This window comes from Flavobacterium pisciphilum (assembly GCF_020905345.1).
Lineage (GTDB): Bacteria > Bacteroidota > Bacteroidia > Flavobacteriales > Flavobacteriaceae > Flavobacterium > Flavobacterium pisciphilum.
Window position 1 is genome coordinate 2,635,095 of sequence record NZ_JAJJMO010000001.1, and the last position, 16,960, is coordinate 2,652,054.

The window sequence follows — 16,960 nt, forward strand, 5'->3', positions numbered from 1 at the left end:
AACCATTAATGTATTTATTATAAATCCAATAAAACTGCAATACAATTATAATTATTCCAAATCCTCAATATACTGCTCTTTTATTCCATTACCCAAAAAAACAACTAATAACCTCTATTTTAGTACTTTAAACCAAATTTAGATAGTTTTTTAATGGAATTTAAAGCTTTGACAACATTGACTTCCTTTATATTTTCCTTCTTTGAAATTGATTTGTAAACTGATTTTAGATTTAAAAATTCAAGATAATCAAATATTTGAGTTTGTTCTCCCAAATCAAATATTTTTGTCCAATCAACTTTAGGAATCAGTTTTAATCTGTCATAGACTGCTTTTACATCAACAACTTCTATTTCTACTTCATTAGATAAAAATTTTATATCTTCAGGATTAATATTATTCTCATCGATATATGTCAAACATTTGTTTCCGATGCTTATATCTCTACTACTAAGGTTTTTTGATCTCTTTATTTTACTAGCAATTTCCCAAATATCAGTAGATATCCCCTTCAGTTCGTCAATATTCAAAGCGTATTTCGATATTCCATCCCAAAACTTATTACCAAAACCTAATATTTTGGTAATGTTCATAAGATTGTTTTCAGATTTATTGTCCACTTCTTCTGTTTCAGCTTCCCTTGATAAAACCAAGTCTGTATTTATAAAGCACTCTGAATATTTTTCAATATTAATATTATAGTTTTCTTCCTTTAGCAGCTTCCAACTAGATTCTCGTTTTGCGTACTCTGATATCAAAGAGTTATTTGAAGACCTAACCAACTGATTGTAAACAACAACAATCAGTTTTTGTAATTCACTAATAATTCTGGCATCTACATGTTGCTCATCATAGATTTTCCATAAATCCAGTCGGTTATCAGTTAGATAATAAAAATACGATAGTGTATAAGCAACCGTAAATGATTTTAAGTTGGTATCTCCAATTGCATCTATATTTTTTCTACCAAACAGTTTGTCCACAGTTTTAAAAAGTATAGCATTTGCAATTAACTTTTTATAAAAGTTTTCACCTGGCAATTTATTCTTTTTAACTAATTCGTTTATTTTTTTAGTATAATGAATAAAATTTTTCTGAGCCCCTTGCGAAACATAATGAGGTTCTAATTCCCAAATATTAATAAATTTAGCAACATCAGATTTGACAAATTTTTGATTTGTCGGATGCTGTTCTTTAAATTTTCTTTGTTGAGAAGGAGTGGCCAATTTATTTAAAGACTCTTTATATTGACCATTCACACGTTCGAAATACCAAAGGGTAGATAAATTTCTATTCTCTGGGTCAATAACATATTTCTTTCTTGATAAAGATTCAACTTGAACAAAATACGGATTGTTCGAAGACAAATCTAATTCAGATACTTTATTTTGGCTATTTGCATAACGAGCAATGTTTGGAACTTCAATATTTTTTTGTTCAACATCTTTAATAACGGTTAGTTTCATTTGGACAAACACATTACTCAAATCTGCATCTTTAAATTTCTTTTGAGTGTGAAATAACGATGCTGTAGTCTGACCTCCATTAACAATTTGAAAATCTAGCAGTTTTGTTAAGTACAATTGATTATCACTAACTGTTGTTTCTACATTTTCAGCCGTCGCCGTAATTCCATTGTTATATGGCAGGAACATTTGAGGTTTTTCTCTAATGGTATCTCTAATCCCTTTATTAAACTTGCCTGTTTGTCCTAAAAATGCTCTAACATTACTTTCAAGTAATTCGTTTGAATATTCTTTATAAAGTTTTGAAAGAACTTGCCCTGGTAATATTGCTAAATAACACTCATATAATTCGTTTAGATTTGGCATTTTCAGACATTGAATGCCATTAATATTATCTAAAATCAAATTTTTAAAATCAATTTCAATTGGCTCTCTGTTACTTGATGACTCACTTAATTTATAGAATCTTGGAATATCCCATACATGGACAAAAATGTCTAAATCTTCAAATCCTTTAATTGTAACTTTTTCCATATCATGGTTTGAACTACCATTGATCAAGAAAAAAATATTCATTCTATCAAAATTTGATTTTTGTTTAATAATGATTTTTAAAAGTTGATTCAGTTCTGTCTGAGCAGGATCCACATAATTAATATGACCTTTAAGAGCTGCGTTTAAAAACTTTTTGATTTGATTTATACTTTTATTAAAGTCGTCTTTTGCTATGTTAAAATCGTAGGATGTCTGATTATAAAAAGTAATAAACAAATCTAGAGTTTCAAAATGAACTTTATTAGAATCATCTTTAAATTCATCTTTCAGGCAATATCCATTTATTTTCCAGTCAATTCGGCCTTGAGAATCCGGATTAATATAAGATAATACTCTAGCACCTTCTGACTTACCAATATGATCTAAGATCTCAATACAATGTTCTGTAAATTTATCTTCGAAACTCGCTCCTTCACCGTCAGAATAGACTAATGCTGCCACATCCGACTTAACAGACTCAATATAATTTTTTAAACCTCTCTCCATTATTTTATTAACTCAAGTATTGATTCGTTATTTACTAAAAACTGCTCTATTGCTGATAGTTCTATGTTGTATTTTGTGTCAAATAAACCAATTGGTAAATCTGAAACTACTAATCTTGGAAAATCACAAGTAACTTCATAAAAATTTCTTTTTCTAAAGGCATACTGACGCTTGTAATTTTCAAAATCTTCATCAAAATAACCTACTAATAAAAGCCTTTCATTGAAAATCTTTAAGGCATTCTGATTAATATTAATTTTTGTTCTGACTTGCTCAATAATAGAATTTAATGAAAACCCTTTGTCCTTAACTTCTTCAACTACATATAAGATTAAATATAGTTTATTTAAATTCTCACTATCTAATTGTCTTTCACTTGATATTTTAATTTTTGGAACTTTTGATGAAGTTAACTTTACCTCGATACCGAATGAGCCAAAATGAAAATCTTTATCATTATAATCTGGACCAGTCCAACTTTCCAATAAAGCATCAATAGTATATTCTTCATCCAACAAAGAATTGAATAGTAAAAGTTCTCCCATTAATCCTTTTTGTCTTTCAATTGTTAGCCCTAGGAAATTTATTTTATCAAATAATCTCTTCCATTTTAAAACTACATTAGAAGTTTCAATTAAAGCTTCATTTTCAGTAATACTTTTTGAAATTTCTTCAACAATATTTTCAATAAACAAACTAAAAACATCTTTCAAATGACTGTCTAAAAGATAAATATGCAATTCTTTTGCATATTCAAATTCAAATACTTCAATAAATAAACCCTTAAACTTAAAGTTTTTAAATTCAGGAAATTTAGCATTTTTAGATGTTTCAAATATGTATAAGTGATTACCCGTTATATGATTTGTAGCTGCAAAACATTTGAACGGTTTAACATGTTCAAGTTGCGTTTTTATAATAATTTCATCAGTAGGAAGCTGACTTTCCCAAATAGATTTAATATTTATCATAATTATTCGTTATCATAATTATCATCATCCTCCATTGGCTCTATATCTAATTCTTCTTTTATTGTTGCAGAATAAGAAACTTGAACTTCATTTTCAATTTTTGGAAAATGTATACTATATCCAATAATCGGAATTCCGTTTTCAACTTTCGTTGTACCTCTTTCATCTAAAGCGTAAATTAAAAGCAAACCTTTACTTTCATTTGCTCTTCTCTCTTTTATACTGCCAGCACCATTTTCAGCTAAATCTACTTGACGATCAACAACATCGTCGATTTGATTTTTAGTTATTTTATATGAATCAGAATGTTCCGTTTGATTTCTTACACTGCAAACTAATTCAATCTCTTTTCCATCAGCTGATAATCTATATTTTTGAGTGTTATACTCTGTTCTATTTTCAGGCTTCTTAATTACTCCCTCATCATATAATAATACTTTTTCACTTGTATTGGATACTATACAAATATTCCACTCTCTTATATTATTACTTTTATTCTGACTTTTAATATAATCAGATATCACTTGATTATTTATTGAAGGAATGTTTATTTTATAATTCTCAATAAAATCAGTTAATATCTCTATTTGTACATTTCTATATAATAAATATTTAATTTTATTTCTTATTTGTTTTATGTTTTCATTAGTCGGATATTCTAGTTTTTCAAATAAGTTTTTTAAATTATTAAAGTTGTTCTGAATTGATTTTTTATCTTTAAGTAACAAATAAGTTTGAGGATTTGAACCTGAAAAAGACATTGTAATATCTTGAGCCCAAAAAAGTTTAGCAACACTTGTTATAGCCAATAGTCCATGATGATTTCTAACTTTTAATGTAAAATCTTTTGGCTTTAAATTACGAGTAGTCATTTCATCAAAATCATATCTCATTTCTTCAGTAGCCATTGTAATATGGTTAAACCATTCATAAATAGTTTCTGTTGTATATAATCTACACAAATCGACATAACCCGGTCTATAACCAAACCATCTACCCATTTGCATCAACGAATCATACATTCTTGTTGTTCTTAAATAATAACTTGTTGATAGACCTTCTAAAGTTATTCCTCTAGCCAATCTACCACCACCAACAGCTATTACAGAAAAACCATCTTCATATAAAGAATAATCTATTTCATCAATATCCTTATATTCTAAATTTGTAGTTGAGCGGGTTCCATGAACAGCTCTAACATATATTTTAGAAGCTGCTTTCTTTAATTCTGCTTTAACGCTATACCAATCATGCAATTCAATTCTACTGTCTTTGTAGTCTATATTTTCAATTACATTTTCAGTTGTAGGTAAAAAATCATTTATAAATAATTCTTCTAATTCCTTTAAAAATTGAGCATCATTTGCACTTATATAATTTTTAAAATCTTTCATTCTTTCATTAATCAAAGATGCTACTCTATCAATCCATTTAACATAAAGAGCAACATGGACTAACATAGAATTATGTTTTTTCTCATGTCCTCTTAATCTTCGAATAGCACAAGTAAGAATAAAAGATTTTAAAGCTGTTTCGAGACTTTCAGGTAAATATTCAGGTAATTGATCCTTATTATTTTTATTTATTGTCCTGAAAAATGGTGGGTCATAATCATCAATAACTCTAAAAACATTTAATGGTTCGTGGCTTTCACCAGTAACTGGATTTTCTAAACCAAATATTTTAGCTGCGCCAATATAATTTTTCGGAGCTATTATATTAATAATAAAGTCTTTTGGAAATAAATCTTCGCCAATAAAATAGGTTTTACCTTTTACAATTGTAGTTAGTTCCTCATTATAATCTTGTGGAATAAATAAGTTAGCATACGGAGTCGCTGTATAACCAACAAATGTATTTTGGTCAAATACATTTAATAAAGTTCTTATTAATTTATTAATTGTTTTAATCTCATTTATATCTTTTGTCGCATTAACGGAAGCAGCATCAGCTTCATCATCAATTATTAATACTGGGACATCAAATAATTTTGGTTGACCATTTACTATTCTAATATTTGAATCTTTTGAAAACCAATCTATCAAATTTTCAAGAATACCTTTATTCTTTTTAATTACAAATACAACTGGATTTTTTCCAATTGGAATATTTAATCTATTAGCGACTTTTCTATCAAAATCACCTTCATCACCTGTTCTATAAAATGAAGAAGTTAATGAATATATATCAGTATCTGCCTTATACTTACCAGCACCAATGATTCTATTTTCACCATTGTTATTTATATAAGCAGAACTACTTCTACCAATATAACCTTCGTCAATACGTTCTTGAGTTTGTCTTCTCAAAGAGCTTATTGTCCCTGCAATAACTATTATAACTTTATATCCAGCATCAGTTGCTTTATTGATTAAACCAACATAATTTGACGTCTTACCTGATTGTACATGACCTACAACCATACCTCGCCTATCCCAGGAGCCTGATTCTTTAGGATTATAACATTTGTCTAATATTTTATCTGTAAAATCATCTAAATCATTAATAGGAAAAGAAGGATCTTTTTCGTACATGTATGATTTATATCTACTCCATAATTCCCAATTAATTTCATCCTTTCTGGAATAAAGCCAAGGTGTAATGTCTCCATTCATTTCAGTAATTGAACCTTTACCGATACTGAAATCTGCTACTAATATTTCAAATAATTCTCTTTTGTCAATTACCTGACCAACAGATGCCATTGTTGACTCAACTCTGTCAATAATGTTCAAAATTATTTCGTCAGCTATTTCGTCATTTTGTTTTGCATGTGATAAAAGTGTATGCGCTATTAATCTAGCTGAGCTTTTTATATCGTTCATATTAAATTAAATAATCATTTATTAATGGAAATAGATTAAATGGTGCTGAATTCATTATTTGTTGTTTAGCCAAATTTTCAGGTATACCTTGAAGTAAATAAATTTTATATAACTCTGCTGCTAACTGGATTAAATCATCGCTAGGAATCTCAGGAATGTTTTCTAACTCATGAAAAGATGGATTCTCATTTTGATTATATAAAATCAATTCTAATGGGATATTTTCTTCAATAAGTTTTAAGGCTTTTGAAAAAAGTCTGTTTTCATTTTCAGAATCAAACAATTGTTTTATAATTGGGTGCTTCTTATTTATTTTATATTTTTTTATACCTTCTCTGTTTGTTTCATCTTTCCACAAACTCTCAAAAGATCGATTATTATAATCCGAAGATACCGTTTTTTGCCCTCTCCAATTGTATATTTTCGCCGACTTCATAACAGCCATTTTTGCAATTCTGGCTAATTCTTTTCTTATTTCGATAGGTGGTGTTGCAGTTGATTTTTTTATATCAAGATTCCAATCAAAATCATTTGCGTTAGGAAAATTAATCGCAATTCTGGCTAATTTTGAATATTCTCTCTTTTTTTCAATTCCTAACCAGTCACCAGACACAAGTAACCTATCTCCTCGATATATATAAAAACCTTGTTGTTGATGCCATCCTAAAGGACCACCTGATTTTTCATAATCTTCATTGCTAATTTTTGACATATGTGGAAGAATAAAATATGTTACTTCAACATTATTGATTAACACTTCTAATTGTCCCATTTCAGGCTTTGGAGTAAGATTTAAAAGGAAAGGATTCCATGGTTCAATTTCATAGGTATTTGTAAAAAGTTTGATCTTTTTACTTTCGATAAACCGATGAAAAACTAAACTTAAATGCTCATTTACAGTAGTCATTTCTTGATAGAAAGCATTTTTAACAGCTTCATTCTCAACTTTAGAATTACCTACGATTCTGTCTAATAATTCCCAAACAATAAAAGTTCCGCTTTTTAGTCTATTAAGTGGATCTAAATAAGATTCATCTGAAACATAATCTAATAAAGTCCATTTCTCTTCGCTATTAATAAAATCAATATCCCAACAACGCTTAATCGTTGAGAAACCTTCTTTCTTTGTAATAACCGTAAGCCTTTTACATTGCGAAAATGAAGCCGTTTTTAGCCCCATACCAAACCTGCCCAAGTCTTTTTCATCCCTAGTATCTTCAGGATCTTTACTTCCTGGAGTCATAGCACTAATTAGCTCCTCTAAATTCATTCCCTTTCCATTATCAAGAATAGAAATGACTGAATCTTTACCTTTCCAAAGAAAATCAATTTCAATATTAACTGCGCTTGCAGAAATACTATTATCAATGATGTCTGCTATTGCAGTGGAAAGGTTGTAGCCAAAACTACGATATGAATTTATCGTTGATTTTGGATTTGGATTTGCAATTTCAGCTTTGTATTTATCCATTTTATTTTTTTTAAGGCAAAGACTTTACAGCTTATTTTGCTTAATGCGTTAGACTAATCTCAAAGTGTTTACTGTATGAAATGATAGCTCAGATATGTTTATAGTTGATAAAGTCTATTCTATCTATTAAGCTCTTTTCCACTAATACTCCAATTGATCTGAATTGTTGTGAATATATTTTTTTTTGGATTTAACTCTTTAGCTGGATTATTAATTATTTTAATTTGTGGCACATCGTTTAAATTAGAAACTATAATTAAAAAATATTTTTCTTTTTTTCTTTTTGCTATCAACCATTCCTTACTCGTAAAAACGATACCACCAGACGCATCATTTATTCCTTTAATTTCTACGAAATATGTTTGAGTATTTTTTATTTCAAAATCATAACCACACCCTTTTTCTCTAGTGTCTATTAGTATACCTTCTATTGGTAAACCATTTTCTTTATGATATTGAATAAAGTAGTCTTCTGCTTTTTTGCCAGTTGGTCCTCTTAAAATAAATCTCCCACTCCCATCATATTGTTTATCTGAGATTACCGTATTTATAATTTCTAAATTTTGATCTTCTTTAAAAATATTTTTATTTAAAATATCAAGGATTATCTCTCTTAAATCTTCTTCGCTCATACCTTCAAATGCATTTACAACATTTACCCGGCTTGGGCTCATTGGTCGTTGATACCATCCAACTCTATGACCATGTATCGGATCAAATTCGTCTCTCCAATTTTTCACAGAACTTTCTTTAACATTCAGTTTTATAGAAATATCTTTAAAAGCTTCGTCCCAAGTTGTATAACCTAAATTTCTAAATCCAGTATCGTTAAATCGAGATAGATAATAACTAATTATTAGTGTTAATTTATGATTAGCTTCCATTTGTCTCTACTATTTCTGGTTGTATTTTTTTATTTTCGGGAATTGGATTCAAAACATTATGAACTATTTCTGCAATTTGATATGCTAAATATGGAGGTACCGCATTTCCAACCTGATGAAATTGGCTAGTACGCTCTCCACAGAAATAATAATTATCTGGAAAAGTCTGAATTCTTGCTGCTTCTCTTACTGTTAAACTTCTACATTGAAAAGGATCGTAATGAATAAAGTAATGACCATCTTTTGAAATATGACTAGTAACAGTTGTTGCTGGAATATTTGGTAATTGTACTCTAAATCTGTCTGTAAATTTTCCTGATTCTACATTTTCATGATCTGGTAGCAGATCACTTCCCGCTTGTTTGTAATCTTCTAATCGAGGAAAATTTTTGTTTAATTTAGTGTATCGTGCTGCAAATAAATATCTTTTTAAATCCTGTAGCAGATGTTTTCTTGACACATGATGAAGAACACCTCCTAAGCGATTATCATTGTACCATGCAAATAATGGATGTGTTTCATCAATATTATTCTTCAAAGTTTTAATGAAAGGCACACCAAGATTTATTGGAAGTTGTTTTTTAACTACACCATTAACCTGAGGAATAATTTCATCTATCACTCTGTTAAATTCTGTAATATGATTTTGCCAGTTTTTTGGTGAATCTTCTAATTTTTCGTAAAAACGCTTCTTTTTTATTTTTCCATCTTTATCATACACAGTCCCACTGTGAGTGAATGTTCTAGTAACTCCACTTCTAAGTATTGGCAACTTCTCTATAATGGATTCTAATGTTACCTGATTTTTGCTTTGAAGTATGCTAATTGGGCCATTTACATCTTCTCTAATGCCTAATAAAATAACTCGATGCCTTTTTTGAGGTACACCATAATCTTCTGCTTTAATTATATAGTCTCTAGGTTCAAATATTGGATTTCCATTGTCATCAAAACCTCTTGGCTCAACAGTTAGTGAATAAATGCGATATTTAACTTTTTGTTCATTATCAATAAATGTTCCTTCAGACATGCATGCATCAAGAGGATTTTTTAAATCACTCAATATTTTATTGAAAACATTAGTTTTTTCTGTTTCTGCGGACAATATACCTTTAACGTTTTCCATAACAAAAACTGCAGGATTATGTCTGGCAAGTATCCTTAAGTATTCTTTATATAGACCAACTCTTTTATCTGTTTTTTCGTTAAGAATTATTTCCTGACGTCTGGCACGTCCTACTAATGAATAAGCCTGACAAGGTGGGCCACCTATCAGTACCCAATTTTGGTTTCCATTTAGTGCTCGTTCAATTCTTTCATCAACTTCTTCATCACTTACACCATTTAAATCCTTTTTATCGGGTGTTCCTAGTGTTCCACACCAAGCTTCTTCATTTGCCTGATCTGCTTCGATCGGATGATTACTATAAAGTTGATCTATTGTAATTTCTCCTCTAACGAAATTGTAATAATCATTTGGTATTTCCCCAATTGGGAATTGTCGGTAAAAACTTCTTAGTTTAAGTGTTTTATGAGCATATTCATCCTTTTCAATTGATAAGGAAATTTTGAAAATTCGATTTCTATCTTCGTTTGTTAAAGATGAAAATCCTTCTGCTAAACCTCCTGGACCTGCGAAGATATCTATAATTGGTATTTCATCCATTTGGATTCTTTAATTTATAAATTAATTTTGGTGTAGATTAGGTCAAATGCTTTCCTTATTCCCCATAATTAATAATTCTTGAATGTTTGCTTTCATTACTTTTACAAGCTTCTATACTGTATTAGTAAATTGTTTCCATTTTGCCTTTAAAATTTTATAAGTTTTTCTTCTTATGGAAAAACTTATTTAACCAATAAATAACAGTCAATTATTCATAGAAACACGAGTTATTTTTTATTATCATAGAGCCCTTACTAAAACTAAATCATATTAATTTACAACAAATATAACTTTTAACTAATAATTTTCATTATGGAAAACCGTAATAGTCAAATTTATATTAATAATATCAAAAGGAATTATCACGTGTTTATGTAGCTTTTTTACAACTTCCAAAAAATTATTATGTTGAAAATTTAGAATCCTATTTATCTTTCTTCCCCCATTTAATTTTGATTTTCCCGCCTTCGTCTACGGCAAGTAAATGCAAAACGATTCCTCTGTTGCGAATGGCATCGCGCTCGGCTTTGGTGGCTAGTTTGGCATCATTTTTAGAGTTTCGGAGTGGTATTGTCATCGCTAGATTGGTATTATTACCTAGAGAATAAACTCCTTCGACATCAAAATTTAAAACACTCGAACTCACCTTTAAACCTAAGACATCAATATCATGTCCTCTTAAAGCTAGGTTTCCTGACAAATCACTGAATGTAATATTTTTCACATCTCGAAACGGAAATGCAAACTTCCCTATTTTTACAATTGGCTGAAAGTTTACCAACGCACCATTATTGACTTTAAAACTAACATTTCCGGTTGCTGATTTTGGCACTAAATTCCCTTGAGAATCCATTACCCCTGCTATATTTGCTTTGGTTGTTAAATTTCCTTTTATATCTTTTGCTTCAAAAGAGGTAATATCGAAATTATTAAATGAAGTTAGAAAACTAGTAATATTCACATTATTAACCTGTGCATTTGACTGAAGTCTATACTTATTCCCAATTGGACTCAACACTCCCGAGAAAGCAACCGTTCCTCCTGATGTTTTCAAAAATCCATCCTGAACCGTTACATTTGAATTGGTTAATTTAATTGTAGCTTTAGCATTCGAGCCTGTTAGTTTTCCATAGGCTAACTTATCTAATTTAAGTTGCAACACCACTTGACATTTATTTATGACTGTATGCAACTGATCTGAAAAGCTCTCTCGATTGGCTGTTTTTTTAGCAGTATGTTTCTTCTGTTGCGTTGCTGTAATCACACCTATAAATTGTTTTACATCGATACTTGGACTATAAATATTCCAATCAATCAACATTTTTTCAGGAGCATCGTAATACAGATTCAAGAAATTATCGACTCTACCTTCTACATACACTGTATTGTGTCGGTCTTTGAACGCGAATTTTTTAATTAAAAGTGCCTGTTCTGTAAAGTCCAACTGTATGTTTGTTTTTTCAAAGTTTAGCCCTTTTGGAATATATTTTAAACTTGCATCTGCAACTCGAACGCTTCCTATAAACTTGGGTTTTCTAAAATACAAATCGATGATATCACATTCAAACTTAAAATTGACTTTGGCTTGTCCGTTTGAAAAATGCATTAAATCATTGTTGATGATATTGTTGAGGTTGGTCACATCAAAATCAGCATTTAGCGTTCCTGTTGCAACTGGCTTATCAAGATTATGTATCATTGCATCTGGAATCGCAAAAGACATTTTGTTGTATGCTCCTTTAAAATTCTTTATTATTATAGCCGAATTAGCGTCTTCACATCCCAGTTCTTCTTTGAATATATTGGTAAACTTTCCGTTGAAGCTACAGTCTGAAATAGATCCATCCGGGATATGCAATTCGTTGTTTTCTACTACGGCTGTTACATTAATCTTTGGGTCACCTTCGGCATTAAAATCACCATCGAGAACACATGTTACTCCTATTGGTTTTTTTAAATCATAAAACTTTAACTTTGAGCTAATATTGTTGGCTAATAAATTGGTTGCATCCTTCCATAGAATCCTTGTTCTTATATCAATCAAGAAATTGGAATTCGCTTGATTTACGTCAAAACTGGATTTAACATTAAATTTATCTCCTCCTATTTCAAGTCCATCAACATTGGCCGTAATTTTATTTTGCTCTAACTTATATACAACTGCAATAATCCCTCTGATTCGTTTGTCTTTGGCAAAGCTTCCTTTTTCTGTATTGAATGCCATACTTTTTACGTTGGTATCTACAAAAACATCGGTTTCCCAATTCTTTCCATCGTAATCGATTTGGGCTTTTAATGCCGTTACTTCAAAGTCAAATAATTTATTTCGTGGTTTATTTTCGGAAATAAAATGCACATTACTCATCCTAATCTCATCAACCAAGGTGGTTTTTGCATTCTCTTTTCTTTCTTTTTTTGGCTTTTTCCTAAAAATATCCGTGTTTGTTATTCCGTTTGGGCCGTTGTACAAATCGAGTGTTGCATCATTTATTTCGATTTTATGAAAGTCTATTTTGTCAGATAACAAACTCATGACATTCAATCGCACTTCTATTTCTTTTGCTACAAGAAATGTTCTTTTATGCTCTGCCCACAAACTATCTTTTAAATCAACATCTTTTAAGGCTAAGGTTAGATTAGGAAAGCCCGTAAGAAACTTATACTGAATATCTCCAATATGTATTTCCCCACTAATATTATCATTTATCTTATCGTTTATTTTAGAAACAATTTCGGCTTTGTTATTGCTAAAGTAATATGCCAATGCACCTGAAGCAATTAATACCAAACCAATGAGCCCTAAAACAAAGAAAGCAATGCGTTTAGCATACTTTTTAAAATGAGCTGACTGAAGAAAATGTTTCATTGAAGTGTAGAATTTGTAAAGTAATTCTAAAGATAACCTAAAACTGAAGAAACAACACTATTTCCTTACATAAAAGCGGCTTTATTGTGGGATGTGAAATGTGAGAGATGTGGGATGTGGGATGTGAGATATAGAGATTAGTTAATCTCCATATTTCATTTTTTACTTTTTACATTTCACTTTTTACATTTTCACACCTTACTTTTTACATTTCACATCTCGCATCCTACTTTTTATGTGCTTCTCTAAATTCTTTTAAAACGGCATCCATAACCCAATTGGTTCTCGCTGCCGAAACCCCATTAGACGGACAACCCGGATTACCTAATAATTCTTGCACTACAGTTTCTATAAGTGGTTGCTGGATATGTATCGGATTCTCTATTGGGAAGCTTTCTATATTTCTGTCTTTATCTTCAAATAATATCGGATCATTACCAAAAGTTGAAAATGATATTTTGCCTTTATCGCCTACGATTTCGACTTTGTCTTCACGCTTATAACTTGCAAAGTTCCATAATCCAGAACCATGAATTCCGTTTTCGAACAAAAATGACATCGAAACACTATCTTCGGCTGGATATGCCATAAGTTGCGATGTGGCATGACCTCGAACCGACTTAATCGGACCGAAAACAAAATCTAAGAAATCTAATGTGTGACATGCTAAATCAACGAATATTCCACCACCCGAAATATGTGGCAAAACAGTCCATGGCAAATTAATTTCATCATCATATCTTGCTTCAAAAGGATGGTATAAAACACAATTTACATGCCTTGGTGTTCCAATAGCTCCTTGATCGATTAATTCCTTGATTTTTAAAAAACGAGGCAAACACCTGCGATAATAAGCAACAAACAATGGCACATTGTTTTCTTTACACGCTTGTATCATTTCGTTGCATTCCTCAAAATTCATCGCCATTGGTTTTTCGACATACACTGGCTTTCCTGCTTTGGCACACAAAAGCGTATATTCTTTATGCGATGATGGTGGCGTTGCAATATAAACCGCATCTACCTCTGGATCATTTATCAAATCGATAGCATTCGAATACCATTTGGGAACATTATGACGCTTGGCATATTCCTCTGCCAAGGCTGCATCTCTACGCATTACAGCAACTAAGGCTGAATTTTTAGTTTTTTGAAATGCTGGTCCGCTTTTTACTTCGGTTACATTACCACAGCCAATAATTCCCCATCTAACAATTTCCATTTTTTTGGTTTTTAGTTGTTCCAAATTTAAGAGAAAAGAATTGCTTAAAAAAGTTAGTCACCGATTCGTGGATTATTTTTCACGCAGATCTAAAAGGATTTAAGCTGATGCACGCAGATTTTTCGCTAATTAAATCGGCCTAAATCTGTAGAATCTGCGTGAAACAATAAAAAACTACGAATTTTAAAACTTCGCGTCCTTTGCGTATTCCGATAGCTATAGGGACTTTGCGAACTTAGCGGTTAAATTTAATCTCATAAAAAAAACAGGCTCCTCAAATTAGAGAAGCCTGTTTTTAACTATTTAAGTCTTAAGTCTTACTTTTTAGGTAATGCTTTAAATCCCATATTGTACAATGTAAATGCCTGAATATCGACATTTTCTTGAATTGTAGCTGCTACTGATTTTCCTGCTCCATGTCCTGCTTTTACATCGATACGGATTAAAACTGGATTATCTCCTGTTTGCTTTTCCTGTAATTCTGCTGCAAATTTAAAACTATGTGCTGGTACTACTCTATCATCATGATCTCCTGTAGTTACCATAGTTGCTGGGTAATGAACTCCTTTTTTTACATTGTGAACTGGTGAATATCCTTTGATGTATTCAAACATTTCTTTGCTATCTTGAGATGTTCCATAATCGTATGCCCAACCTGCTCCTGCAGTAAATGTATGGTAACGTAACATATCCATAACTCCTACTGCTGGTAAAGCAACTTTCATTAATTCTGGACGTTGTGTCATTGTTGCTCCTACTAATAATCCTCCGTTTGATCCTCCGCGAATTGCTAAGAAATCTGACGATGTATATTTTTGAGCAATAAGGTATTCTGCAGCTGCGATGAAATCATCAAATACATTTTGTTTTTGCATTTTTGTTCCTGCATCATGCCATTTTTTACCGTATTCTCCTCCTCCACGAAGATTTGGAACTGCATAAACCCCACCGTTTTCCATCCAAACTGCATTTGCAATACTAAATGACGGCGTTAAGCTTGCATTAAAACCTCCGTAACCGTATAAAATAGTTGGGTTTTTACCATCTAATTTTAATCCTTTTTTATAAGTAATCATCATTGGAACTTTTGTTCCATCTTTTGAAGTATAGAATACTTGTTTTGATTCGTAATCTGCGCTTTTGAAATCAACTTTTGGTTGTTGGTAAATTTCTGATTTTCCAGATTTTACATCAAAAGAATAGATAGTTCCTGGAGTTGTATAATTTGCAAATGAATAGTACAACACTTTATCGCCTTTTTCTCCACTAAATCCACCTGCTGTTCCTAGTGCTGGCAATTTTATTTCGCGAACTAATTTCCCTGCATAATCATATTGTTTTACTACAGAAACGGCATCTTTCATATAATTTGCAAAGAAATACCCTCCTCCTGTTGATGGTGAAAGTACATTCTCAGTTTCAGCAATAAAATTTTTCCAGTTTTCTGGTTTTGGATTGCTTACATCAACCGTTACGATACGTTTGTTTGGTGCATTTAAATCGGTTTCGATAAACAATTTTGTTCCTTCGTTTTCGATTACTGAATTATCGCTATTAAAATTATCTACAATAGTAACTATTGGGCTATTCCCTTTAGTTAAATCTTTAATATACAACTCATTTCCATAAGTAGAATTAGCAGCTGAAATGATTAAATATTTCATATCATCAGTTACATAACCTCCAATATATCTTCTTTTTTGATCCAATCCAAAAACAACTTTGTCTTCTTTTTGTGGAGTTCCCAATTTGTGGAAATACAATTTATGTTGGTCTGTTTTAGCCGATAATTCGCTTCCTTTTGGTTTGTCATAACTAGAATAGTAAAATCCTTCGTTTCCTTTCCAAGCAATTCCACTAAATTTCACATCTACCAATGTATCTTCTACTATTTTACGAGTTTGAGCATTGATAATAATTACTTTTCTCCAATCGCTTCCTCCTTCTGAAATAGAATAGGCTGCGATAGTACCATCTTTAGTAAAATCCAATCCTCCTAACGATGTGGTTCCGTCTTTTGAGAATGTATTTGGATCTAAGAAAACTTCATCTTTACCGTTTTCTCCTTTTTTATATATTACAGATTGGTTTTGTAATCCGTTGTTTTTATAATAATATGTAGACTTTCCTTTTACAAAAGGAGCTCCTATTTTTTCATAGTTCCATAATTTTTCCATTCGTTTTTTTAACTCATCACGAAAAGGAATTTGGTCTAAATATGCATAGGTAACTTTGTTTTGTTCTTTTACCCAAGCAGCAGTTTCTGCAGATTTATCATCTTCTAGCCAACGGTATGGATCACTTACTTTAGCATCAAAATATGTATCAATAGTCTCTCCTGTTTTACTCACAGGATATTTTATTGAATTCGATTTTTGACTTTGTCCAAACGCGACTGTTGTAGCGGTTATAGCCATTAGAATACTAATTTTTTTCATTGTTATAATATTTCGGTTTATAGCAAAAATAGTTATTTTTTCTCTCTAATTAATATAAAAAACGCTAACTATATCGTTAGCGCTTTTAGCCATCTTTTATAAGATTTATT

At 30.8% G+C, this 16,960-nt stretch carries 9 protein-coding genes; all 9 read right to left on the reverse strand.

Annotation, left to right across the window (positions count from 1 at the left end; all coding sequences use genetic code 11):
• Window positions 1–119 precede the first annotated feature (119 nt).
• A complete protein-coding gene (locus LNQ49_RS11080; RefSeq protein WP_229988876.1) occupies window positions 120–2,507 on the reverse strand; it encodes an AIPR family protein in 2,388 nt (795 codons plus the stop codon).
• Window positions 2,507–3,478, reverse strand: a complete 972-nt coding sequence (locus tag LNQ49_RS11085; RefSeq protein ID WP_229988877.1) for a PD-(D/E)XK motif protein — start codon at window positions 3,476–3,478, stop codon at window positions 2,507–2,509. Before LNQ49_RS11085 ends, LNQ49_RS11080 begins: the two co-directional genes overlap by 1 nt.
• A gap of 2 nt (window positions 3,479–3,480) precedes the next feature.
• Complete coding sequence (locus LNQ49_RS11090; protein WP_229988878.1) at window positions 3,481–6,303, reverse strand: Z1 domain-containing protein; 2,823 nt, start codon at window positions 6,301–6,303, stop codon at window positions 3,481–3,483.
• A gap of 1 nt (window position 6,304) precedes the next feature.
• The gene (locus tag LNQ49_RS11095; protein ID WP_229988879.1) at window positions 6,305–7,774 is read right to left on the reverse strand and encodes an ATP-binding protein; all 1,470 of its coding nucleotides are present in this window, start codon (window positions 7,772–7,774) and stop codon (window positions 6,305–6,307) included.
• A gap of 119 nt (window positions 7,775–7,893) precedes the next feature.
• Window positions 7,894–8,658, reverse strand: coding sequence for a protein NO VEIN domain-containing protein (locus LNQ49_RS11100; protein ID WP_229988880.1), 765 nt, complete (start codon window positions 8,656–8,658; stop codon window positions 7,894–7,896).
• Window positions 8,648–10,324, reverse strand: a complete 1,677-nt coding sequence (locus LNQ49_RS11105) for a DNA cytosine methyltransferase (protein WP_229988881.1) — start codon at window positions 10,322–10,324, stop codon at window positions 8,648–8,650. Before LNQ49_RS11105 ends, LNQ49_RS11100 begins: the two co-directional genes overlap by 11 nt.
• 424 nt (window positions 10,325–10,748) lie before the next feature.
• Complete coding sequence (locus LNQ49_RS11110) at window positions 10,749–13,190, reverse strand: AsmA family protein (protein ID WP_229988883.1); 2,442 nt, start codon at window positions 13,188–13,190, stop codon at window positions 10,749–10,751.
• Window positions 13,191–13,416: 226 nt separating this feature from the next.
• Complete coding sequence (locus LNQ49_RS11115) at window positions 13,417–14,412, reverse strand: Gfo/Idh/MocA family protein (protein WP_229988885.1); 996 nt, start codon at window positions 14,410–14,412, stop codon at window positions 13,417–13,419.
• 317 nt (window positions 14,413–14,729) lie between these two features.
• Window positions 14,730–16,829: a prolyl oligopeptidase family serine peptidase gene (locus LNQ49_RS11120; protein WP_428978352.1), complete on the reverse strand. Its 2,100-nt coding sequence runs from the start codon at window positions 16,827–16,829 to the stop codon at window positions 14,730–14,732.
• Between the last annotated feature and the right edge of the window lie 131 nt (window positions 16,830–16,960).

Coding starts and splice junctions, on each gene's coding strand:
- LNQ49_RS11080 (WP_229988876.1), bottom strand. CDS start 2,507: ATGGAGAGAGGTTTAAAAAATTATATTGAGTCTGTTAAGTCGGATGTG.
- LNQ49_RS11085 (WP_229988877.1), bottom strand. CDS start 3,478: ATGATAAATATTAAATCTATTTGGGAAAGTCAGCTTCCTACTGATGAA.
- LNQ49_RS11090 (WP_229988878.1), bottom strand. CDS start 6,303: ATGAACGATATAAAAAGCTCAGCTAGATTAATAGCGCATACACTTTTA.
- LNQ49_RS11095 (WP_229988879.1), bottom strand. CDS start 7,774: ATGGATAAATACAAAGCTGAAATTGCAAATCCAAATCCAAAATCAACG.
- LNQ49_RS11100 (WP_229988880.1), bottom strand. CDS start 8,658: ATGGAAGCTAATCATAAATTAACACTAATAATTAGTTATTATCTATCT.
- LNQ49_RS11105 (WP_229988881.1), bottom strand. CDS start 10,324: ATGGATGAAATACCAATTATAGATATCTTCGCAGGTCCAGGAGGTTTA.
- LNQ49_RS11110 (WP_229988883.1), bottom strand. CDS start 13,190: ATGAAACATTTTCTTCAGTCAGCTCATTTTAAAAAGTATGCTAAACGC.
- LNQ49_RS11115 (WP_229988885.1), bottom strand. CDS start 14,412: ATGGAAATTGTTAGATGGGGAATTATTGGCTGTGGTAATGTAACCGAA.
- LNQ49_RS11120 (WP_428978352.1), bottom strand. CDS start 16,829: ATGGCTATAACCGCTACAACAGTCGCGTTTGGACAAAGTCAAAAATCG.